A 15,395-nucleotide genomic window follows, 5' to 3' on the forward strand; every position below is an offset into this window, starting at 1 on the left:
GGATATCCCATGACGTTGCACCGATCCGAAAGATTGCGGATCGATCTTGATCCGAGAGAAGGGGCGAACGTGGTTCCGGAGCAGGATACCGAACCGATAGCAAAAGGCATGCCGTCTCGCGACGTCATCCGAATGGCGCGACTTCCGATCCACTTCTTCATGTCGGCTATTATCCTCTTCGGAGTGGGTGTCGCGTCGGTGCCTTGGGTGGTAGGCGATCTCGTGGAGTTCTTCTATCAGCCTCGGATCCTGGCCGTGACCCATACCTTTACGCTGGGATGGATCAGCTCCGCCATCATGGGGGTTATGTACCGGCTCGTTCCAGCCATAACGAAACGGCCCTTGCGCTTTCCGAGATTAGCGCGCTGGCAGTTCGGGCTCTTCATCTTCAGCGCGACAGGTCTCATGGCGCACATGCTGATTGGAGCATGGCCACCCACTTGGATGGCGGCGGCGGCCATTGTGCTCAGCGTGATCTTCTTTGCGATGAACATGTGGCACTGCCTTGGTCCTGCTTGGCACAAGAGTGCGGCCGAAACCGGCATGTGCATATCGATCGGATTTCTGTTGCTTGCGGCAACGCTCGGCTTTCTCCTGGCGTTCGATAAGGCTCGCGGGTTTCTTCCCGGCAACGTTCTCACTAACCTGGCCGGTCACGCGCATCTTGCGGCGCTCGGATGGGTGAGCCTGACCATCTGTTCCGTCTCCTATCGGATGGCTCCGGCGTTTCTCTTGTCCGAACTGACGCTACCGCGTGTGGCAGTCTGGCAAGTGTACGGCCTTGCCGTCGGCGTCGCCGGATTAGCGATGGCGCTTCTTGGCTGGATTCCCGGGATAACCGTCTGGAGTGTGGTGATCCTGTTGGCTCTGCTTACCTATGTCGGCATACTTCAGACGCTTATGCGTCATCGGCGGATACCGATCGATTGGACGATGCGGCACGCGCTGGCCGGCATCGTGTGTTTGCTGCTTGCCGTTGGACTCGGATTCTCGCTGCTGTGGATTGATCCGGATAGCGCCCTTGGCAATAGGATTGCGGGAGCGTACGGAGTGCTGGGGCTGCTCGGGTGGGTGACGAACCTCATTATCGGGATGTCTTTCAAGCTCTTTCCAGGATTCGTCGTTGGTGTGCGTGACCGCAGAGGATGGCCCAGGCTGGCAATCGCAGAGCTGTCCCTCCAGAGCTGCCGGCCGCTCGTCTTTGTCTTACTGAACGTCGGCGTCCTGACGCTGGCTGGTGGCCTGATCACGGCCCAGGTGGCGATCGCTCGGCTGGGTGCCATGGTCCTCGCACTGGGAGGCCTGATTTACGTGGCGGTGATGGGACGGACCCTGAGCTATGCCTATCGTGCTGCTGTTTCTCCGGCTGCAGGTGACCCGCTCCATCTCGTTTCCGATGACTCGTCGAGCCGACACGACTCTACATCTCAGTAGCCGGTACACCCACCTGGAAAAAGGATTTGACAACCTTCCGCGTGCTCTCTATCATATCAACGAAAGTGGAGGGGAAAGGTTGAGAAAGCTCTCTGATCCGTAGCGAAAGCTGATATAGGAACTGAAGCACTCAAAGAAATGGTGTATTTTCGTAAGAGGGAAGGAAAACAATGACCAAGGCTGACATAGCTTCGATCGTCGCCGAAAGAGGCCTCGCCAAGAAACAGGCGATGGAAGCAGTGGAGGCGACCCTCGACATTGTGAAAGACGCCCTCAAGAAAGGGGAGAAGATCCAGCTTGTCGGCTTCGGCTCTTTTCAGGTCAGAGCCAAGCGGGCGAGAAAAGGGCGGAACCCTCAGACCGGTGATCCGATTACTATTTCGGCTCGCAAGGTACTGAAGTTCAAGCCGGGTAAGGCCCTGCATCAGGCTGTGAACGACCTCGGCGGGTAGCTTTCGAGTCGGCGGAAGAGGCAAGACTGTGCCCAGCGCACGGATGAGGTTGGTTAGAACAAAACCTCGGGCTTTACAAAGGCTTCTCCCAGGTCTTGATAGCGGTTCCGAGATCCCTGAAAAACTGTACTTCAAGATTGGAGAGGTTGCTGAGCTGACCGGGGTTCAACCGTACATCCTCCGCTACTGGGAGACACAGTTTACGACACTGCGACCAACCAAGAGCCCAAGCGGGCAGCGCCTCTATCGACGTAATGATGTGTTGGCTGTACTTCGCATTAAGGAGTTGCTTTACCAGAGGCGCTTCACCATTGCGGGCGCGAAGCGCCATCTCGCATCTGAGCAGGAACCGTTCCCGCCAACGGTGTTGGATTCTCTCCGACTGGTGAAGGAAGAACTGAAGCAAGTCTCTTCGTTATTGCGTAGAGATTCCCCCTGACGTGAAGACTTGGCATCCTCGGGGCGTGGCGCAGCCTGGTAGCGCACTGGCATGGGGGGCCAGGGGTCGTTGGTTCAAATCCAATCGCCCCGACCAGTTTGACCCATTGGTATTCGAGACCATCGAAGGGCAGATGATATATCTGCTCTTTTTTTCAGTTGTGAATGAATATTCTGATCTCTAATGATGACGGTATTCACGCTCGAGGGCTTCGGGTGCTTGCGGATGCCCTATCCAACCTTGGTGAGGTGTGGGTAGTGGCACCCGATCGCGAACGGAGCGCATCCGGCCACTCCCTTACACTAAACAGGCCGCTGCGTGTCACCAAGGTTGCACCGACCTGGTTCACGGTCGACGGTACGCCTACTGATTGCGTCGCACTGGCGCTGATGGGTATGATCAACCGGAAGTTCGATCTGGTCGCCTCGGGGATCAATGTTGGCGGGAATATGGGCGATGATGTGACCTACTCCGGGACAGTGTCGGCCGCCTTCGAAGCGACGCTGCTCGGGGTCCCGGCGTTTGCCCTGTCCGTCGTGGCTCATCGTCGGGTCAACTTTACGGCTGCAGGACTGGTCGCGGTTATGATGGCGAAGCTGATTGCTAAAAATGGACTGCCATCAAATACCATGCTGAACGTGAACGTTCCGAATTGTCGACCGTCAGCGATTAAAGGTGTGGCGATCACGCAACAGGGAAGGCGACGCTATGATGACATTATCGTGAGAAAGGTCGATCCACGCGGGAAGGCCTATTACTGGATCGGTGGGAAGGAACCCACATGGGAGCCATCGGAAGACAGCGATTATGCCGCGGTGATGGCGGGGTCGATCTCGATTACGCCGCTTCACCTGGATCTGACTAACTCGAGCGTTGTCGAAGCGCTCCAGAGGTGGGAATTCCGCTGGGACGACGTATCGGCCACAGCGGGGCGGCGGCGCGCAACAGCGTAACATGGTTGTCGATGGGTGTGAATAACAGCGTTGCGTTTGCATAATGGATTACGCGGTTGCCCGGCAGCGAATGGTAGCCGAGCAGCTGGTGAGACGCGGGATTACGCACCCTGGGGTCCTGCAGGCAATGGGCAAGGTCCCCAGACATCTGTTTGTGGAAGAAGCGTTCTGGGGGCGTGCCTACGGCGATTGTCCCTTGCCGATTGGTGAGAAGCAAACGATCTCGCAACCGTTTATGGTAGCGCTTATGACAGAGCTGCTTGAGCTCGAAGCGGATCAGCGGGTGCTGGAGATCGGGACTGGCTCCGGATATCAGACAGCGATCCTGACGGAAATGGGCGTGAAGGTATATTCGGTTGAGCGGAATCGAACGCTCGCGTTACGCGCGCGGTATCGACTTGAGTCACTCGGGTACTACCACGCGTGGATTCGTGCAGGGGACGGCTCCATTGGTTGGAAGGAGAAGGCGCCTTTTAACGCTATCATTGTGAGCGCTGGCGCTCCTAAGATCCCGATGTCTCTGGCCGAACAGCTCGCTGATCATGGGCGTCTGGTGCTGCCGGTCGGCCAACCATGGAATCAGGTTCTCAAGAAAGGCGTAAAGAGAGGGACGACCATACGGTGGACGGATCTCGGACATTGTGCATTTGTCAAATTGATTGGCCAACAGGGATGGGACGGATGATGTCGGGGCGTAGCGCAGCCTGGTAGCGCACTTGCTTCGGGAGCAAGGGGTCGTTGGTTCAAATCCAATCGCCCCGACCATTATTTTTCCTAATGTGGCGAGTCTCTTGACTGATAGGTGCCGGCAGCAGTCAGGATATCCCGGATCGTCGCTCGATATAACGGTAAGCTATGCGGGCTTGTTTTTTGTCGGTTATTCAGACGATTGTGATGCAGGCCGCCATCGGACGGTTCCCCACCATTAGTGAGGGACAGTAGAGATGCCTACTGAATCGCTGAAGCAGAAAATTCGGGATATCCCGGATTTTCCAAAAAAGGGGATCGTTTTCAAAGACATCACGCCATTGCTGGCGGACGGTAAGGCCTTCCATGCGGCCATTGACCAGATTGCTGAGCGATTTCACGATCGACATATCGATCTGGTGGTAGGTGTAGAGGCGAGGGGCTTCATTGTCGCTGCGGCATTGGCCTATAGGCTTCATGCGGGTACAACGTTGATCCGAAAGCCCGGGAAGCTGCCATATAAGACACACCGCACGACGTATGCTTTGGAGTACGGCGCCGACACGCTTGAGATCCATCAGGATGCCATACTGCCAAGCCAGCGGATCCTGATGGCGGACGACTTACTCGCCACCGGCGGTACGATGAGTGCTGCGATCGACCTCATTACTCGCCTCGGCGGCCATGTCGTTGGCGTGGCTTTCCTGATTGAGCTGTTATCTCTGCAGGGGAGAGAACGGTTCGGGGATCGGGAAGTCTTCTCATTGATCCAGTTCTGATCAGCGTCTTGACCGAGTCAAACGTGCAACAGGCGCCCGTAGCTCAGATGGATAGAGCAAGGGTTTCCTAAACCCTGTGCCGCAGGTTCAAGTCCTGTCGGGCGCACCAGCCCATGCGGTCCCATGGGGAGTGAAAACAAATGACGATGCGGCTTCATACCACCAATCCTGATTGGCACACAGATCCACGCCGTTCTGCGGCGGACAGCGCGAAACGGCTCACCACGTTCGTCACTGACAAGTGGAAGTTGGCTGCCGCCGCAGTGATCGGGCTATTGGCTCTCTCCGCCGTGACCGCCGGGTATTTCGCTTGGAGCGGCAGGAAGGAAACTGACTCTGCGACCCTTCTACATAAGGCAGTCAGCCAGCTCGATGCCAGTATACGAAGCGGCTCTGACGACGCGAAACGGGAGGAGGGAATTCGGCTCCTGCAAGAGGTGATGAGTCGTTATCCCCAGAGTACTGCCGCCGCGGAGGCCACGCTACGTCTCGGTAACCAGTACTACACGGCAGGCAAGTACAACGAGGCGCGGGCTGCGTACACCACCTACCTCGAAAAAAATCCCAAGGGCCTCATTGCCTTTTCGGCCGGTCTCGGACTGGGGGATACCTATCTGGCGGAGCGAAGTTATGAGAAAGCGATCGAGACGTACTCCAGGCTTATCGAACAGTTTGCTCAAGAGCCCTTGCTTCCTGAGGCGGATCTGCATCTGGCCGCAGCCTATGTTGGGATGAATCGACTGAAAGAGGCGAGCGCACTGTACGAAAAAATCGTTGCGACCTATCCCAATACCGGCTGGGCCCAGCGTGCACAAGCCGAATTGTATAAGTCTGGCCTGACCTCTCGTTAATCATCCAACGCTTGTAGTTCCTTTTATCTCTCTCTTTTACCTCGCGACTGATCCCTCATTTGGGCAGTAAGACAGGCTCCAGGTGCAGGTATTGCACGATCATCAGATCTGGCCTGTCGTCTCGACAGTCTCCCGCCCACGTCATTGCGAGGAAGCGTAGCGACTGAAGCAATCTCACCGTTCTTCGCAATCTGAAGTACGCTGAGATTACCACGCTCCCGTTGGTCGCTCGCAATGACAACTTATTGAGTAGCATGGCCTCGCGACATACTTTCATGCTTACGGGTACGCCGCATCGCATGGGGTATTGACTAAGTATGTAACGTCGTATAAGAGAGATTATGTCAACTATTATATTCAACTTGAATAAATAACAGGACGTTCATTCTTTGCTGCTTGCCTGTAGAACGGAGGTGTGACCGGAACTTACGGATTGGGTAAACGAATTGAAGAATCAGTACACTAGGTGGGGAAGGAAGGTAAAAACATAGAGATGAGCTGAGGGAATCGCGCTTCACATTTTATATTTTCCGAAATCCTCCGGCTTCAGATTCTCAAGCCACTCCTTCCATTTGTCCGTTTCTTCTTTCTCTTCTGAGACCTCGATGTTCTTGGCTTGCGCAACGACGTTCTCAGAGACGAAGATCGGGGCGTTTGTGCGGAGGGCCAATGCAATGGCATCGCTCGGTCTGGAGTCGATCTTGACGACGCTACCGTTGTGATTCAGGTCGATGGTCGCGTAGAACGTATTTTCTTTCAGGTCGTTGACAGTAATCTGCTGAACGGTGATACCGAGACCGTCCAGGATATTTTTGAGTAGGTCGTGGGTCATCGGTCGAGGCGTCGATACCTTTTCGAGTTCCAACGCAATAGCATTCGCTTCAAAGATCCCGACCCAGATCGGCAGGGCACGGCGCTCATCAGGATCCTTCAAGATTACTATCGGCATATTCGTAATCGGATCCAGCGCAATGCCGCGTACGGTCATCTTGATGAGCATCATGCTCTCCTTATGACGAAGTCCTACAAAAGATGGAAGCAAGTTTCCGATAGGTAACAGTCAACTCTTCAGGGATAACTTTGGTCTGTGCGACGACGGGCATAAAATTGGTGTCTCCGCTCCAACGCGGAACTACGTGTAAGTGAAGATGGTGTTCGACACCGGCTCCCGCAACCTTTCCTTGATTTATGCCCAGGTTGAACCCGTCCGGACTCATGATCTCACGCAGAATCGACGTGCTTCTGGCGGCCTCTTGGATCAGTTCGAGTCGTTCTTCCACCGACAGCTTTTGTAGGTCGTCCAGATGCCGATATGGAGCGATCATAATGTGTCCAGGATTGTATGGATACAGGTTCATCTGAATAAATACGAGCTTCCCTCGATAAAGGATGAGATTCTGTTCGTCTTGTTGGGATGCCGGCGCTTCGCAAAATAGGCAGCCGGAAGGCCCGATATTCTCTACATATACCATTCTCCATGGTGCCCATAGCGTTTCCATCATACGGCAATCTGCACCTGCCCAAGGCTACGGCCTTACACCAACGCCGGCATAAATTGCCGACGACTGTATCTGATGTATCTGACTAAATCTAACACTCAATCCTGGCTGTCGCAAGATCTTTTTAGGGCGTTGCGATCGCGGTAGGGAGCGGATTTCGCGACTTCGAGAGTACTGGCCGGAAGGGGGCAAGCCCTTATGCGGCTTATCGTTGCTGATAAAGGTGGTATCTCTCGTATCGACGCTTTCTTCATGCAATGTTAGAATCTGGGGATAGCCGGGATAGGGCTTGTGCAGCGTATGCCCTTTACGGACGCGGTAGGCGACTCATCAGGACTAGCTATCGATGAGCAGCCTCAACTCCTTTCCCGGTTTGAAGAAGGGGATTCGCTTTGGGGGAACGTGAACGGCTTCACCGCTCTGCGGATTACGACCCTGCCGCGCGCGGCGCTGCCTGGTACGGAAACTCCCGAAGCCGCGAAGCTCCACCTTCCCGTCATCTTTCGAAGCGAGCGCCTTCGAGATGCTTTCGAGGATGGTATCAATGACGACTTCGGTGTCTTTCTTAGTCAGGTACACTTGGGCAGCAACCAATTCTACCAAGTCGGCCTTTGTCATGACTGGCAACTCCTCCGCGTTCGGAAACTGCATCGGCCCGGTATGGTGGAACGATTCAATTACCAGAGAAGATAGTTCACAGAGAGCGTTGAGGATGGAAAGATCGGCAAATCGATATTAAGTAGATTCAGGCCACGTAGCAGATCAATGAGAAAAAATCCCCGCTTTCGCTCCTGGATGATGGCCGGCTTCCCGTGGATCCCGGCTAACGCTCCTGCCCGCTCGATGGCGTCCTGAAGATTACCAAGTTGGTCTACCAATCCAAGCGATTGCGCCTCTCGCCCACTGAAAATCCGCCCGTCTGCCATGGCCTCGATCTTTTTACGATCTATTTGCCTGCCTTTGGCCACCACATCGATAAACTGGTCATGGATATCGTCCAGCATGCCTTGAAGGATCTGGCGCTCGGCAGCGGTCATCTCGCGGGTAGGAGACGCGAGATCCTTGTGCTGGCCGCTCTTCACGACCACCGACTTTACACCGATTTTTTGCATAAGACCAGTGATGTTTGGAATCTGAAGTAGAACTCCTATGCTGCCGGTAATGGTGCCGGGATTCGCCACAATAAGATCCGTTGCGCTCGCGATATAGTAGCCACCTGACGCAGCGACGCTCCCCATAGAGGCGACTACCGGTTTCTTATCGGTCTGACGAGTCTTGAGCAACTCTTCATAGATCTCCTGAGAGGGCGCCACCCCACCCCCCGGACTGTTGATCCTGAGGACAATGGCTTTGACGGATGGGTTCTCTCGGTATTTTTCGAGCTGCTCGATAACCTCCTTGGAATCCAGGATGACCCCTTCAACCGTGATCAGCGCGACCTTGCTTCCGCCTAATCGCTCCCATCTACCGAGCGAGAAGGCCAAGCCGAACAGGAGCAGCAGGCTTACGAACACTGCCAGACTGACGACCAGCCAAGTCCGTTTCACCACCCCGCTTGCCTCTACTCGGGTTCGACCCCCTCTTCCTGACGATCTGATGGGTGCTGATCGGGGGAGGGCTGATCAGTTTTCTGGTCCGACGCGTCCTGGGTGTCGAGGTAGGCGCGAAGACTTAGCCCGAGCTTGCGCTCGTTGGCGTCCAACTTGATAATTTTGAGAGACAGCTCTTGGTCGATGGAGACGACATCCTCTGGCTTCGCGACCCGTTCATGACTCAGCTCGGAGATATGCAGGAGCCCCTCTACCCCGTCTTCCAATTCCACGAAGGCTCCGAAATCGGTAAGCCGAACCACCTTGGCCTTCACGTCCATACCGACGCGGTACTTATCGAGGACGGTAGATTGCCAGGGATCGGGCTGACTCTGCTTGAGGCCAAGGGAGATTCGCCGATTCGTTTTATCGGTGTGCAGAACTACCGCCTCAACTTTGTCTCCTCGCTTCAAGACCTCAGAAGGATGGCGGACCCGCTTGGTCCAGGACATATCGGACACGTGAATCAGTCCATCTATTCCATCATTCAGTTCAACGAACGCGCCAAAGTCGGTCAGATTCCTGACGGTCCCTTCGACGCGCGTTCCCACAGGGTAGCTTTCCTCGATCGACAACCATGGGTTGGGTTCGATCTGGCGAAGCCCTAGAGAAATCCGCTTGTTCACCTTATCTACATCCAGGACGATAACCTCTATCGAGTCCCCGACTGAGACGACCTTAGAAGGATGTTTCACCCGCTGAGTCCAGGACATCTCAGAGATGTGCACCAACCCCTCGATCCCCTCGGCGAGCTCAACGAATGCGCCATAGTCAGTCAAACTTATAACCTTACCGCGAACACGGGAGCCGACAGCAAAACGCTGATCGACATCCTCCCATGGATCCTTCAGGCGCTGCTTGTGGCCGAGCGACACCCGTTCCGCCGCCCGGTCGAACTTGAGGACCACGACCTCGATCTCGTCGCCGACGGAAAAGAGCTCGGAAGGATGACCGACGCGGCCCCAGGACATATCGGTGATATGAAGCAGCCCGTCCAGTCCTCCTAGGTCGATGAACGCGCCGTACTCAGTAATATTTTTGACCTTGCCTCGTATAATTTTCCCCTCCTCCAACGATTGCAAGGTCTTCTCCTTGAGGGATCGACGCTCTTCTTCAAGCAACTCGCGCCTGGACAACACGATATTGCCCCGGCGCTGGTTTAGCTTTATCACTTTCATCGGGAAGCTCTTCCCGATCAGTTTGTCAAGGTCGCGGACAGGCCGCAGATCAACTTGAGAGCCCGGGAGAAAGGCCCTGACGCCAATATCTACCGTCAGGCCACCTTTCGTGCGGCCCAGGATCATCCCACTGATCACTTCGCCCTTTTCGTAGGCCCGCCGAATGTCATCCCAGATCTTGGTCTTCTCCGCCTTCTCTCTCGAGAGGACAATGAGGCCGTCGCTATCCTCTTTCTGCTCTAAATAGACATCGACAACATCGCCGACCTTGACCGTGACTTCTCCAGAGGGCGTCTGGAACTCCTTGATTGGTATAGCCCCTTCAGACTTGTAGCCGATATCGATCAGGACCATATCGTTCCTGATCTCCAGCACAGTCCCCCTGACGATCTCCCCCTCAGTGATTTCCCGCAGGCTCTGGGTGTATAAATCAACTAACTCCTGGGGGTGCTCCTGAGCGGGAATCTCACGATCCAGCGTGTCCGTCGATGTGTGCACAGCCTCTTCCACCTTGTCCGTCTCAGACATCATACCCTTTAATTCCTCCCTTTGATAAGATACTCGTTTCCTTCACGTCCGCTCATTGATCCCTCGCTTCTTTGTCGGCATAGCCTCTCCTGTTGCGTAAGTCCGATCGTCTCCTGATCGAGAACCGCTCTCCGACCAAGTCTTCAGAGCGGCGATTTTCTCCATGATGGTCCGGCTGAATATCATGACTTGGCCCTGTTCTTTACCAGCCTGTTCTTCGACGAACCGACATGGCGCCCCGAAATTCATCGTGATTCGATACGGTCTCGGAAGCCATGCGCCTTTGGGAAATACCTTCTCCGTTCCCCGATGAAACACTGGAATCACTGGTGCGCCAGTTCGCGCCGCGATCAGTCCAATCCCTGGCTTGGCGGGCCGCAAGTCGACGCCATCTCCGCGCGTTCCTTCGGGAAAGATTGCCACGATCTCCCCTGCTTTCAGAAGAGAGATCGCCTGCTTAAAGGTCTGCAGGTTGGTGCGGGCCCGATTGACCGGAAAAGCGCCGAACTGCCGAAGCAGCCAGCCAAACAACGGGAAACGGAACAGCTCTTTTTTTGCCATGAAACGAACCGGACGCCGAATCGCGATCCCGATGATAATGGGATCTATGTAGCTCACATGATTCGCCGCCAGGATCGCCGGTCCCGTACGGGGAATAAACTCTTGCCCCCCGACATGGAGACGGAACGCGACCTTTGCAATGCCGAGGCATAGAAGGCGACCCAAGGTAAAGATAGAATAGCCGATCGCCTTTTTGAGAGCAAGACCCCGAAAGAAAGTGACCCCCATGTTATCCGACTATCTCCCTGAAACGCAAGAAAAAATTCAGGGCACTCAGGTAAAGCCTTTTAAAGCGGTCAGCTTTCGTCTGATCTCCTCTTCCATCGCATCAACCACCTGAGAAACAGGTAAATCGCTTGTATCGATGGTAACGGCCTCGTCGGCTTTTCGTAGTGGCGAGTCGCGTCGGCCCATATCTCTTGTATCCCGCAACTTGATGTCTTCGGCAAGTTCATCCATCTCACGGGTCGCGCCTGTCGCCTGTACCTCGAGATAACGACGTTTCGCCCGTACATCTAAATGAGCCGTGAGATAGAATTTCACATCGGCGTCCGGGAAGACCACTGTACCGATATCACGCCCGTCCATGACTACTCCACCCTGCGCTGCCATTTGTCGCTGGTGTGTGACCATCACACGACGAACGCTCGGGTGGGTAGCGATTCTCGAAGTTGCCTGTTCTACCTCGCGCTCTCTGATCTGCCGGCTGACCTCTTGTCCATCGACCAATATCAGTTCTCGATCACCGGCAGGCTCGATGACAATGGAAGTCTCATCGGCCAGCCGCCGCACGCATCGTTCATCGTCCAGGTCAAGGCCTGCTCGCAGCGCCTTCCACGATAGCGCGCGATACATGGCTCCGCTGTCGATATAACGATACCCCAGTCGCTTGGCGAGCAGGCGAGCCGCCGTGCTTTTTCCTGCCCCTACGGGCCCGTCGATGGCGATGACAAGACAATTCGTTGTACTTCTCAATTGGTTATTGTCCCTCGTGCGTTGCATTGAGACGTCAGATCTCCAACGGTACGGCCGCCCCCGGTATGACAGCGTCCAACCGACTCCAGAAATCCGGGAACGAGCTGCCGACACAAGCTGGATCGGAGATGGTGGTGCTCCCCCTTGCCGACAAGGCCGCTACGGCCAACGCCATCGCCATCCGGTGATCTCCCCAACTGTCGCAGTGACATCCGGATAGTGAAGAGTTTCCCTGAATCACCAAACCATCAGGGTGTTGCTCAATCTGAACTCCGAACCGACGGAACTCCTTGACAAGCGCGGCAAGCCGATCCACCTCCTTGACCCGGAGTTCGGCGGCGTCCCGTATCGTGGTGACACCCGCGGCATGCGCCGCAGCCACGGCAAACACCGGGATCTCGTCGAGCATCCGGGGGATTAGGGCCCCGGCAATCTCGGTCCCCTGCAGCGCTTGACTCCTGACATGGAGATCGGCGACCGGCTCACCGGAGACGATACGCCTTCGGCTGACCTCAATCACTGCACCCATCGATTGCAGCGCATCCAACAGGCCGGTTCGAGTCGGATTGATGCCTACCTCTCGCAATGTCAGCTCTGACCCGGGGATTACCAGGGCCGCGACAAGAAAGAAGGCAGCCGCTGAAAAATCGCCAGGAATCGCGATCTGAAACGCGGGAATCTTCTCGATGCCACCGACTCGAAGACGTAAACCATTACGGTGGATCGGTATACCGACCGCCTCGAACATCCGTTCCGTGTGATCGCGCGAGAGGGATGGCTCTGTGACTGTCATCTCCCCGTCGGTAAAGAGACCGGCCAACAGGATCGCGGATTTAACCTGGGCGCTGGCGATTGGGCTCACATAGTCGATCGCCTTTGGTCGCGCCCCCATAATGGCGAGGGGAGGAAAGTTGCCGCGCTCACGACCCAGAATTGTTGCCCCCATCGACCTCAGCGGCATGGCCACTCTGGCCATCGGCCGTACTCGCAGATACCGGTCACCCGTCAGCACCGAAAAGAACGGCTGCGCCGCCAGCACACCCGCCAGGAGCCTCATCGTTGTTCCGGAATTCCCGAGATCCAGGATCTCCTCCGGTTCCTTCAGGCTGTGCAGCCCGCTCCCCCGAATCCGCAGCCGATCGTCACCCATCTCTTCAACCGTCACACCCATGATCCCCAACGCCTTTGCGGTGTCACGGCAGTCATGGCTTCGAAGCGCACCGGTGATTTCGCTGACTCCATCGGCCAGCGAACCCAGAATGATCGCGCGATGAGTGATGGACTTATCACCTGGAAGAATCAGTTCACCTTTCAGCGGACCGATAGGGTCGACCCGCATCCGCCCTACACCGTTGTTGACCATGCAGCCTCGATTCGCTCGATGAGCAAGCGGAACATACATTCGCTCACCACCGATCCTTCTACAGGCAACCACTCGATCCCGTCTTCGTGACGGAACCAGGTGAGCTGACGTTTGGCGTACCGCCGTGTATCGCGCTTGAGAGAGGCGACCGCGTCATCAAGGCTGATCTGTCCTTTCAGGTGCCCGATCATATGACGGTATCCGATAGCTCGTAACGGCCTGAGCGTACTGCAGTAGCCTCGATCGAGCAGATTCCGGACCTCACGCAACAATCCTTGCTCCATCATCGCCTCTACCCTGACCTCAATCCGCTGATACAGCTCGCGGCGATTCCGCTCAAGTCCGAACTGCAGCACAGGTCCTGGAATCGGTCTATGATTGCGACGCGCCTCTGTTCTGAGCGTAGAGATGGGACGGCCACTTACGGCTGCCACCTCGAGCGCTCGTACGACCCGAATGAGGTCGTTGGGATGGATTGTCGCAGCCGCCTCGGGATCGATGGTCTTAAGCCGCTGGTGAAGGGTCGCGCTACCTACCCGTTCGGCCTCCTGATACAGTGTCTCTCTGAGTGGGGTCATCTCCCATGGTCCGCCAAACAGACCGTGGAAGAGCGCGCGGAGATAGAGGCCGGTTCCTCCTACCATGATCGGGAGACGTCCACGAGCGCGGATATCGGCAATGGCCGCAGAAGCCAGCCTTACATAATCGGCCGCCGTGAAGGACTGGTCAGGCTCCCTCAGATCCAGGAGGTGGTGCGGAATACGTTTTCGCTCGTCCACGCTCGGCTTCGCAGTCCCGATGTCGAGACCGCGGTAGACCTGCATCGAGTCGGCGGCGATGATCTCGCCCCCTACCCTCTCCGCTACGGCAAGAGCCATGGATGACTTTCCGACCGCAGTCGGACCCACCAGCACAATAAGCGGCACAGGGCTCAAGAGATTGCTGCCTCCTTCACATAATCTATCACGGAACTACTCAGGCGTTTAGGTTGAAGGGTATACATTGCTGCAAGCAATTATACATCAGAAACAACGGGAGCACGACGTCCGAGGTGCAACCTGAAAAGGCCCGAGCGACGCATTCGTGCTTCGCACGTTTTTGACCGGACACAGGTCACCTGGGCAGCTTCAATGCCTGCAGGATTCGGAAGGTGGCGTCAGCTTTATTGAGGAGGTAAAAGTGCAGACCGGGGATACCCGCATCAAGCAGTTCTCGGCATTGTCGGATGGCGTATCGTACCCCTACGCCCACCTGCCCATCGGGGTCATCCCGATACGCTTCCAGCTCAGTGAGAAACGAGACCGGTATCCTCGCTCCACACATGGATGTAATGCGCTGAACCTGGCTCAAGTTTATCACCGGCAGAATACCCGGGACCAGAGGTGCTGCAATTCCGGCCTCTGCGTAACGACTGCGAAACTCAAAAAAATCGCGGTTGTCATAAAAGAGTTGGGTGATGACTGCGTCGGCGCCTGCGTTCACCTTTCGCTTCAGGTTCGCTAAATCGACAGCAGGGCTTGGTGCCTCCTGATGCGTTTCGGGATAGCCTGCGACGGCAATGCTGAAGTGGGGGAATTCCTGCCGAATCAGCGCCACCAATTCATTGGCATACGCCAGCCCGCCCTCTGGCTTTTTGAACTCCGCCTGCCCCTTTGGGGGATCGCCGCGCAAGGCGACGATGTTCTCTATACCCAGGTCGGTGGCCTCTTTCAGCCATCGCCGAATCTCCTCTGCAGTCGATCCCACACAGGTCCGGTGAGCTGCTGTGGTCACGCCACAAGCCTGGCGGATCTTTACAGTCAGCTCCAGCGTGTGTTCCCGAGTCGAGCCTGCGGCGCCATAGGTGCATGACACGAAGGAGGGACGATACACCATCAGCGCTTCAAGGGCGGAAAACAACTGAAACTCCCCAGCCTCAGTCTTGGGGGGGAATATCTCAAAAGAGAGTCCAAATTGACCGTTGCCGTACATGTTGACGATCTTCATTCGTTTCAGCAATCACCCCTACACAACTGCCTGTCCTCTCATGCGAACACCCATAGAAGGAACATCACAGGTGCCACCACCACGCCACAGAGGCCGATAATGATCAGGGAAGGCGAAATAC

General features: G+C 55.9%; 17 protein-coding genes and 3 tRNA genes. 10 read left to right on the plus strand and 10 right to left on the minus strand.

Annotated elements, in window-relative coordinates; all coding sequences use genetic code 11:
- Positions 1-9: 9 nt before the first annotated feature.
- The 10 genes from KGL31_09530 to KGL31_09575 all read left to right on the plus strand — a co-directional run bounded on the left by KGL31_09530 (position 10) and on the right by KGL31_09575 (position 5,595).
- Entirely contained in the window at positions 10-1,434 is a 1,425-nt protein-coding gene (locus tag KGL31_09530; protein MDE2322139.1) for a hypothetical protein, read from the plus strand.
- Between the two features lie 170 nt (positions 1,435-1,604).
- Positions 1,605-1,886: an HU family DNA-binding protein gene (locus KGL31_09535; protein ID MDE2322140.1), complete on the plus strand. Its 282-nt coding sequence runs from the start codon at positions 1,605-1,607 to the stop codon at positions 1,884-1,886.
- Positions 1,887-1,929: 43 nt separating this feature from the next.
- On the plus strand, positions 1,930-2,325 hold the full coding sequence (locus KGL31_09540) for a MerR family transcriptional regulator (GenBank protein MDE2322141.1): 396 nt from the start codon (positions 1,930-1,932) through the stop codon (positions 2,323-2,325).
- Positions 2,326-2,344: 19 nt separating this feature from the next.
- A tRNA-Pro gene (locus KGL31_09545) sits at positions 2,345-2,421 on the plus strand.
- Between the two features lie 68 nt (positions 2,422-2,489).
- Positions 2,490-3,278 (plus strand): 5'/3'-nucleotidase SurE, encoded by a 789-nt coding sequence (gene surE, locus KGL31_09550; protein MDE2322142.1) that lies wholly within the window; start codon positions 2,490-2,492, stop codon positions 3,276-3,278.
- A gap of 43 nt (positions 3,279-3,321) precedes the next feature.
- A complete protein-coding gene (locus tag KGL31_09555; GenBank protein ID MDE2322143.1) occupies positions 3,322-3,963 on the plus strand; it encodes a protein-L-isoaspartate(D-aspartate) O-methyltransferase in 642 nt (213 codons plus the stop codon).
- 3 nt (positions 3,964-3,966) lie between these two features.
- Positions 3,967-4,043: transfer RNA gene (locus tag KGL31_09560), tRNA-Pro, on the plus strand.
- Between the two features lie 179 nt (positions 4,044-4,222).
- The gene (locus tag KGL31_09565) at positions 4,223-4,744 is read left to right on the plus strand and encodes an adenine phosphoribosyltransferase (protein MDE2322144.1); all 522 of its coding nucleotides are present in this window, start codon (positions 4,223-4,225) and stop codon (positions 4,742-4,744) included.
- A 32-nt stretch (positions 4,745-4,776) separates the two neighbouring features.
- Positions 4,777-4,853: transfer RNA gene (locus KGL31_09570), tRNA-Arg, on the plus strand.
- 31 nt (positions 4,854-4,884) lie between these two features.
- Positions 4,885-5,595, plus strand: a complete 711-nt coding sequence (locus tag KGL31_09575) for a tetratricopeptide repeat protein (protein ID MDE2322145.1) — start codon at positions 4,885-4,887, stop codon at positions 5,593-5,595.
- A gap of 514 nt (positions 5,596-6,109) precedes the next feature.
- Here KGL31_09575 and KGL31_09580 read toward each other — a convergent pair.
- From KGL31_09580 to metF, 10 genes are all read right to left on the minus strand, one after another.
- Positions 6,110-6,595 (minus strand): bifunctional nuclease family protein, encoded by a 486-nt coding sequence (locus KGL31_09580; GenBank protein ID MDE2322146.1) that lies wholly within the window; start codon positions 6,593-6,595, stop codon positions 6,110-6,112.
- Between the two features lie 10 nt (positions 6,596-6,605).
- On the minus strand, positions 6,606-7,094 hold the full coding sequence (locus KGL31_09585) for an HIT domain-containing protein (protein MDE2322147.1): 489 nt from the start codon (positions 7,092-7,094) through the stop codon (positions 6,606-6,608).
- 336 nt (positions 7,095-7,430) lie between these two features.
- On the minus strand, positions 7,431-7,712 hold the full coding sequence (locus KGL31_09590) for an integration host factor subunit beta (protein MDE2322148.1): 282 nt from the start codon (positions 7,710-7,712) through the stop codon (positions 7,431-7,433).
- Between the two features lie 59 nt (positions 7,713-7,771).
- Positions 7,772-8,641: a signal peptide peptidase SppA gene (gene sppA / locus KGL31_09595; GenBank protein ID MDE2322149.1), complete on the minus strand. Its 870-nt coding sequence runs from the start codon at positions 8,639-8,641 to the stop codon at positions 7,772-7,774.
- Positions 8,642-8,655: 14 nt separating this feature from the next.
- On the minus strand, positions 8,656-10,392 hold the full coding sequence (locus KGL31_09600) for a 30S ribosomal protein S1 (protein MDE2322150.1): 1,737 nt from the start codon (positions 10,390-10,392) through the stop codon (positions 8,656-8,658).
- Positions 10,393-10,431: 39 nt separating this feature from the next.
- Positions 10,432-11,178 (minus strand): 1-acyl-sn-glycerol-3-phosphate acyltransferase, encoded by a 747-nt coding sequence (locus tag KGL31_09605; GenBank protein MDE2322151.1) that lies wholly within the window; start codon positions 11,176-11,178, stop codon positions 10,432-10,434.
- 45 nt (positions 11,179-11,223) lie between these two features.
- On the minus strand, positions 11,224-11,925 hold the full coding sequence (locus tag KGL31_09610; GenBank protein ID MDE2322152.1) for a (d)CMP kinase: 702 nt from the start codon (positions 11,923-11,925) through the stop codon (positions 11,224-11,226).
- Between the two features lie 34 nt (positions 11,926-11,959).
- Positions 11,960-13,264: a 3-phosphoshikimate 1-carboxyvinyltransferase gene (gene aroA / locus KGL31_09615; protein ID MDE2322153.1), complete on the minus strand. Its 1,305-nt coding sequence runs from the start codon at positions 13,262-13,264 to the stop codon at positions 11,960-11,962.
- A gap of 5 nt (positions 13,265-13,269) precedes the next feature.
- A complete protein-coding gene (gene miaA, locus KGL31_09620) occupies positions 13,270-14,214 on the minus strand; it encodes a tRNA (adenosine(37)-N6)-dimethylallyltransferase MiaA (protein ID MDE2322154.1) in 945 nt (314 codons plus the stop codon).
- A gap of 187 nt (positions 14,215-14,401) precedes the next feature.
- The gene (gene metF, locus KGL31_09625; GenBank protein ID MDE2322155.1) at positions 14,402-15,274 is read right to left on the minus strand and encodes a methylenetetrahydrofolate reductase [NAD(P)H]; all 873 of its coding nucleotides are present in this window, start codon (positions 15,272-15,274) and stop codon (positions 14,402-14,404) included.
- Positions 15,275-15,395: the final 121 nt, after the last annotated feature.

The sequence above is a fragment of the Candidatus Methylomirabilota bacterium genome (assembly GCA_028870115.1).
Classification (GTDB): Bacteria; Methylomirabilota; Methylomirabilia; order Methylomirabilales; family Methylomirabilaceae; genus Methylomirabilis.

Coding starts and splice junctions, on each gene's coding strand:
- KGL31_09580 (MDE2322146.1), bottom strand. CDS start 6,595: ATGCTCATCAAGATGACCGTACGCGGCATTGCGCTGGATCCGATTACG.
- KGL31_09540 (MDE2322141.1), top strand. CDS start 1,930: ATGAGGTTGGTTAGAACAAAACCTCGGGCTTTACAAAGGCTTCTCCCA.
- KGL31_09530 (MDE2322139.1), top strand. CDS start 10: ATGACGTTGCACCGATCCGAAAGATTGCGGATCGATCTTGATCCGAGA.
- KGL31_09605 (MDE2322151.1), bottom strand. CDS start 11,178: ATGGGGGTCACTTTCTTTCGGGGTCTTGCTCTCAAAAAGGCGATCGGC.
- KGL31_09565 (MDE2322144.1), top strand. CDS start 4,223: ATGCCTACTGAATCGCTGAAGCAGAAAATTCGGGATATCCCGGATTTT.
- KGL31_09535 (MDE2322140.1), top strand. CDS start 1,605: ATGACCAAGGCTGACATAGCTTCGATCGTCGCCGAAAGAGGCCTCGCC.
- KGL31_09585 (MDE2322147.1), bottom strand. CDS start 7,094: ATGGAAACGCTATGGGCACCATGGAGAATGGTATATGTAGAGAATATC.
- surE (MDE2322142.1), top strand. CDS start 2,490: ATGAATATTCTGATCTCTAATGATGACGGTATTCACGCTCGAGGGCTT.
- KGL31_09600 (MDE2322150.1), bottom strand. CDS start 10,392: ATGATGTCTGAGACGGACAAGGTGGAAGAGGCTGTGCACACATCGACG.
- KGL31_09555 (MDE2322143.1), top strand. CDS start 3,322: ATGGATTACGCGGTTGCCCGGCAGCGAATGGTAGCCGAGCAGCTGGTG.
- KGL31_09575 (MDE2322145.1), top strand. CDS start 4,885: ATGACGATGCGGCTTCATACCACCAATCCTGATTGGCACACAGATCCA.
- aroA (MDE2322153.1), bottom strand. CDS start 13,264: ATGCGGGTCGACCCTATCGGTCCGCTGAAAGGTGAACTGATTCTTCCA.
- KGL31_09590 (MDE2322148.1), bottom strand. CDS start 7,712: ATGACAAAGGCCGACTTGGTAGAATTGGTTGCTGCCCAAGTGTACCTG.
- metF (MDE2322155.1), bottom strand. CDS start 15,274: ATGAAGATCGTCAACATGTACGGCAACGGTCAATTTGGACTCTCTTTT.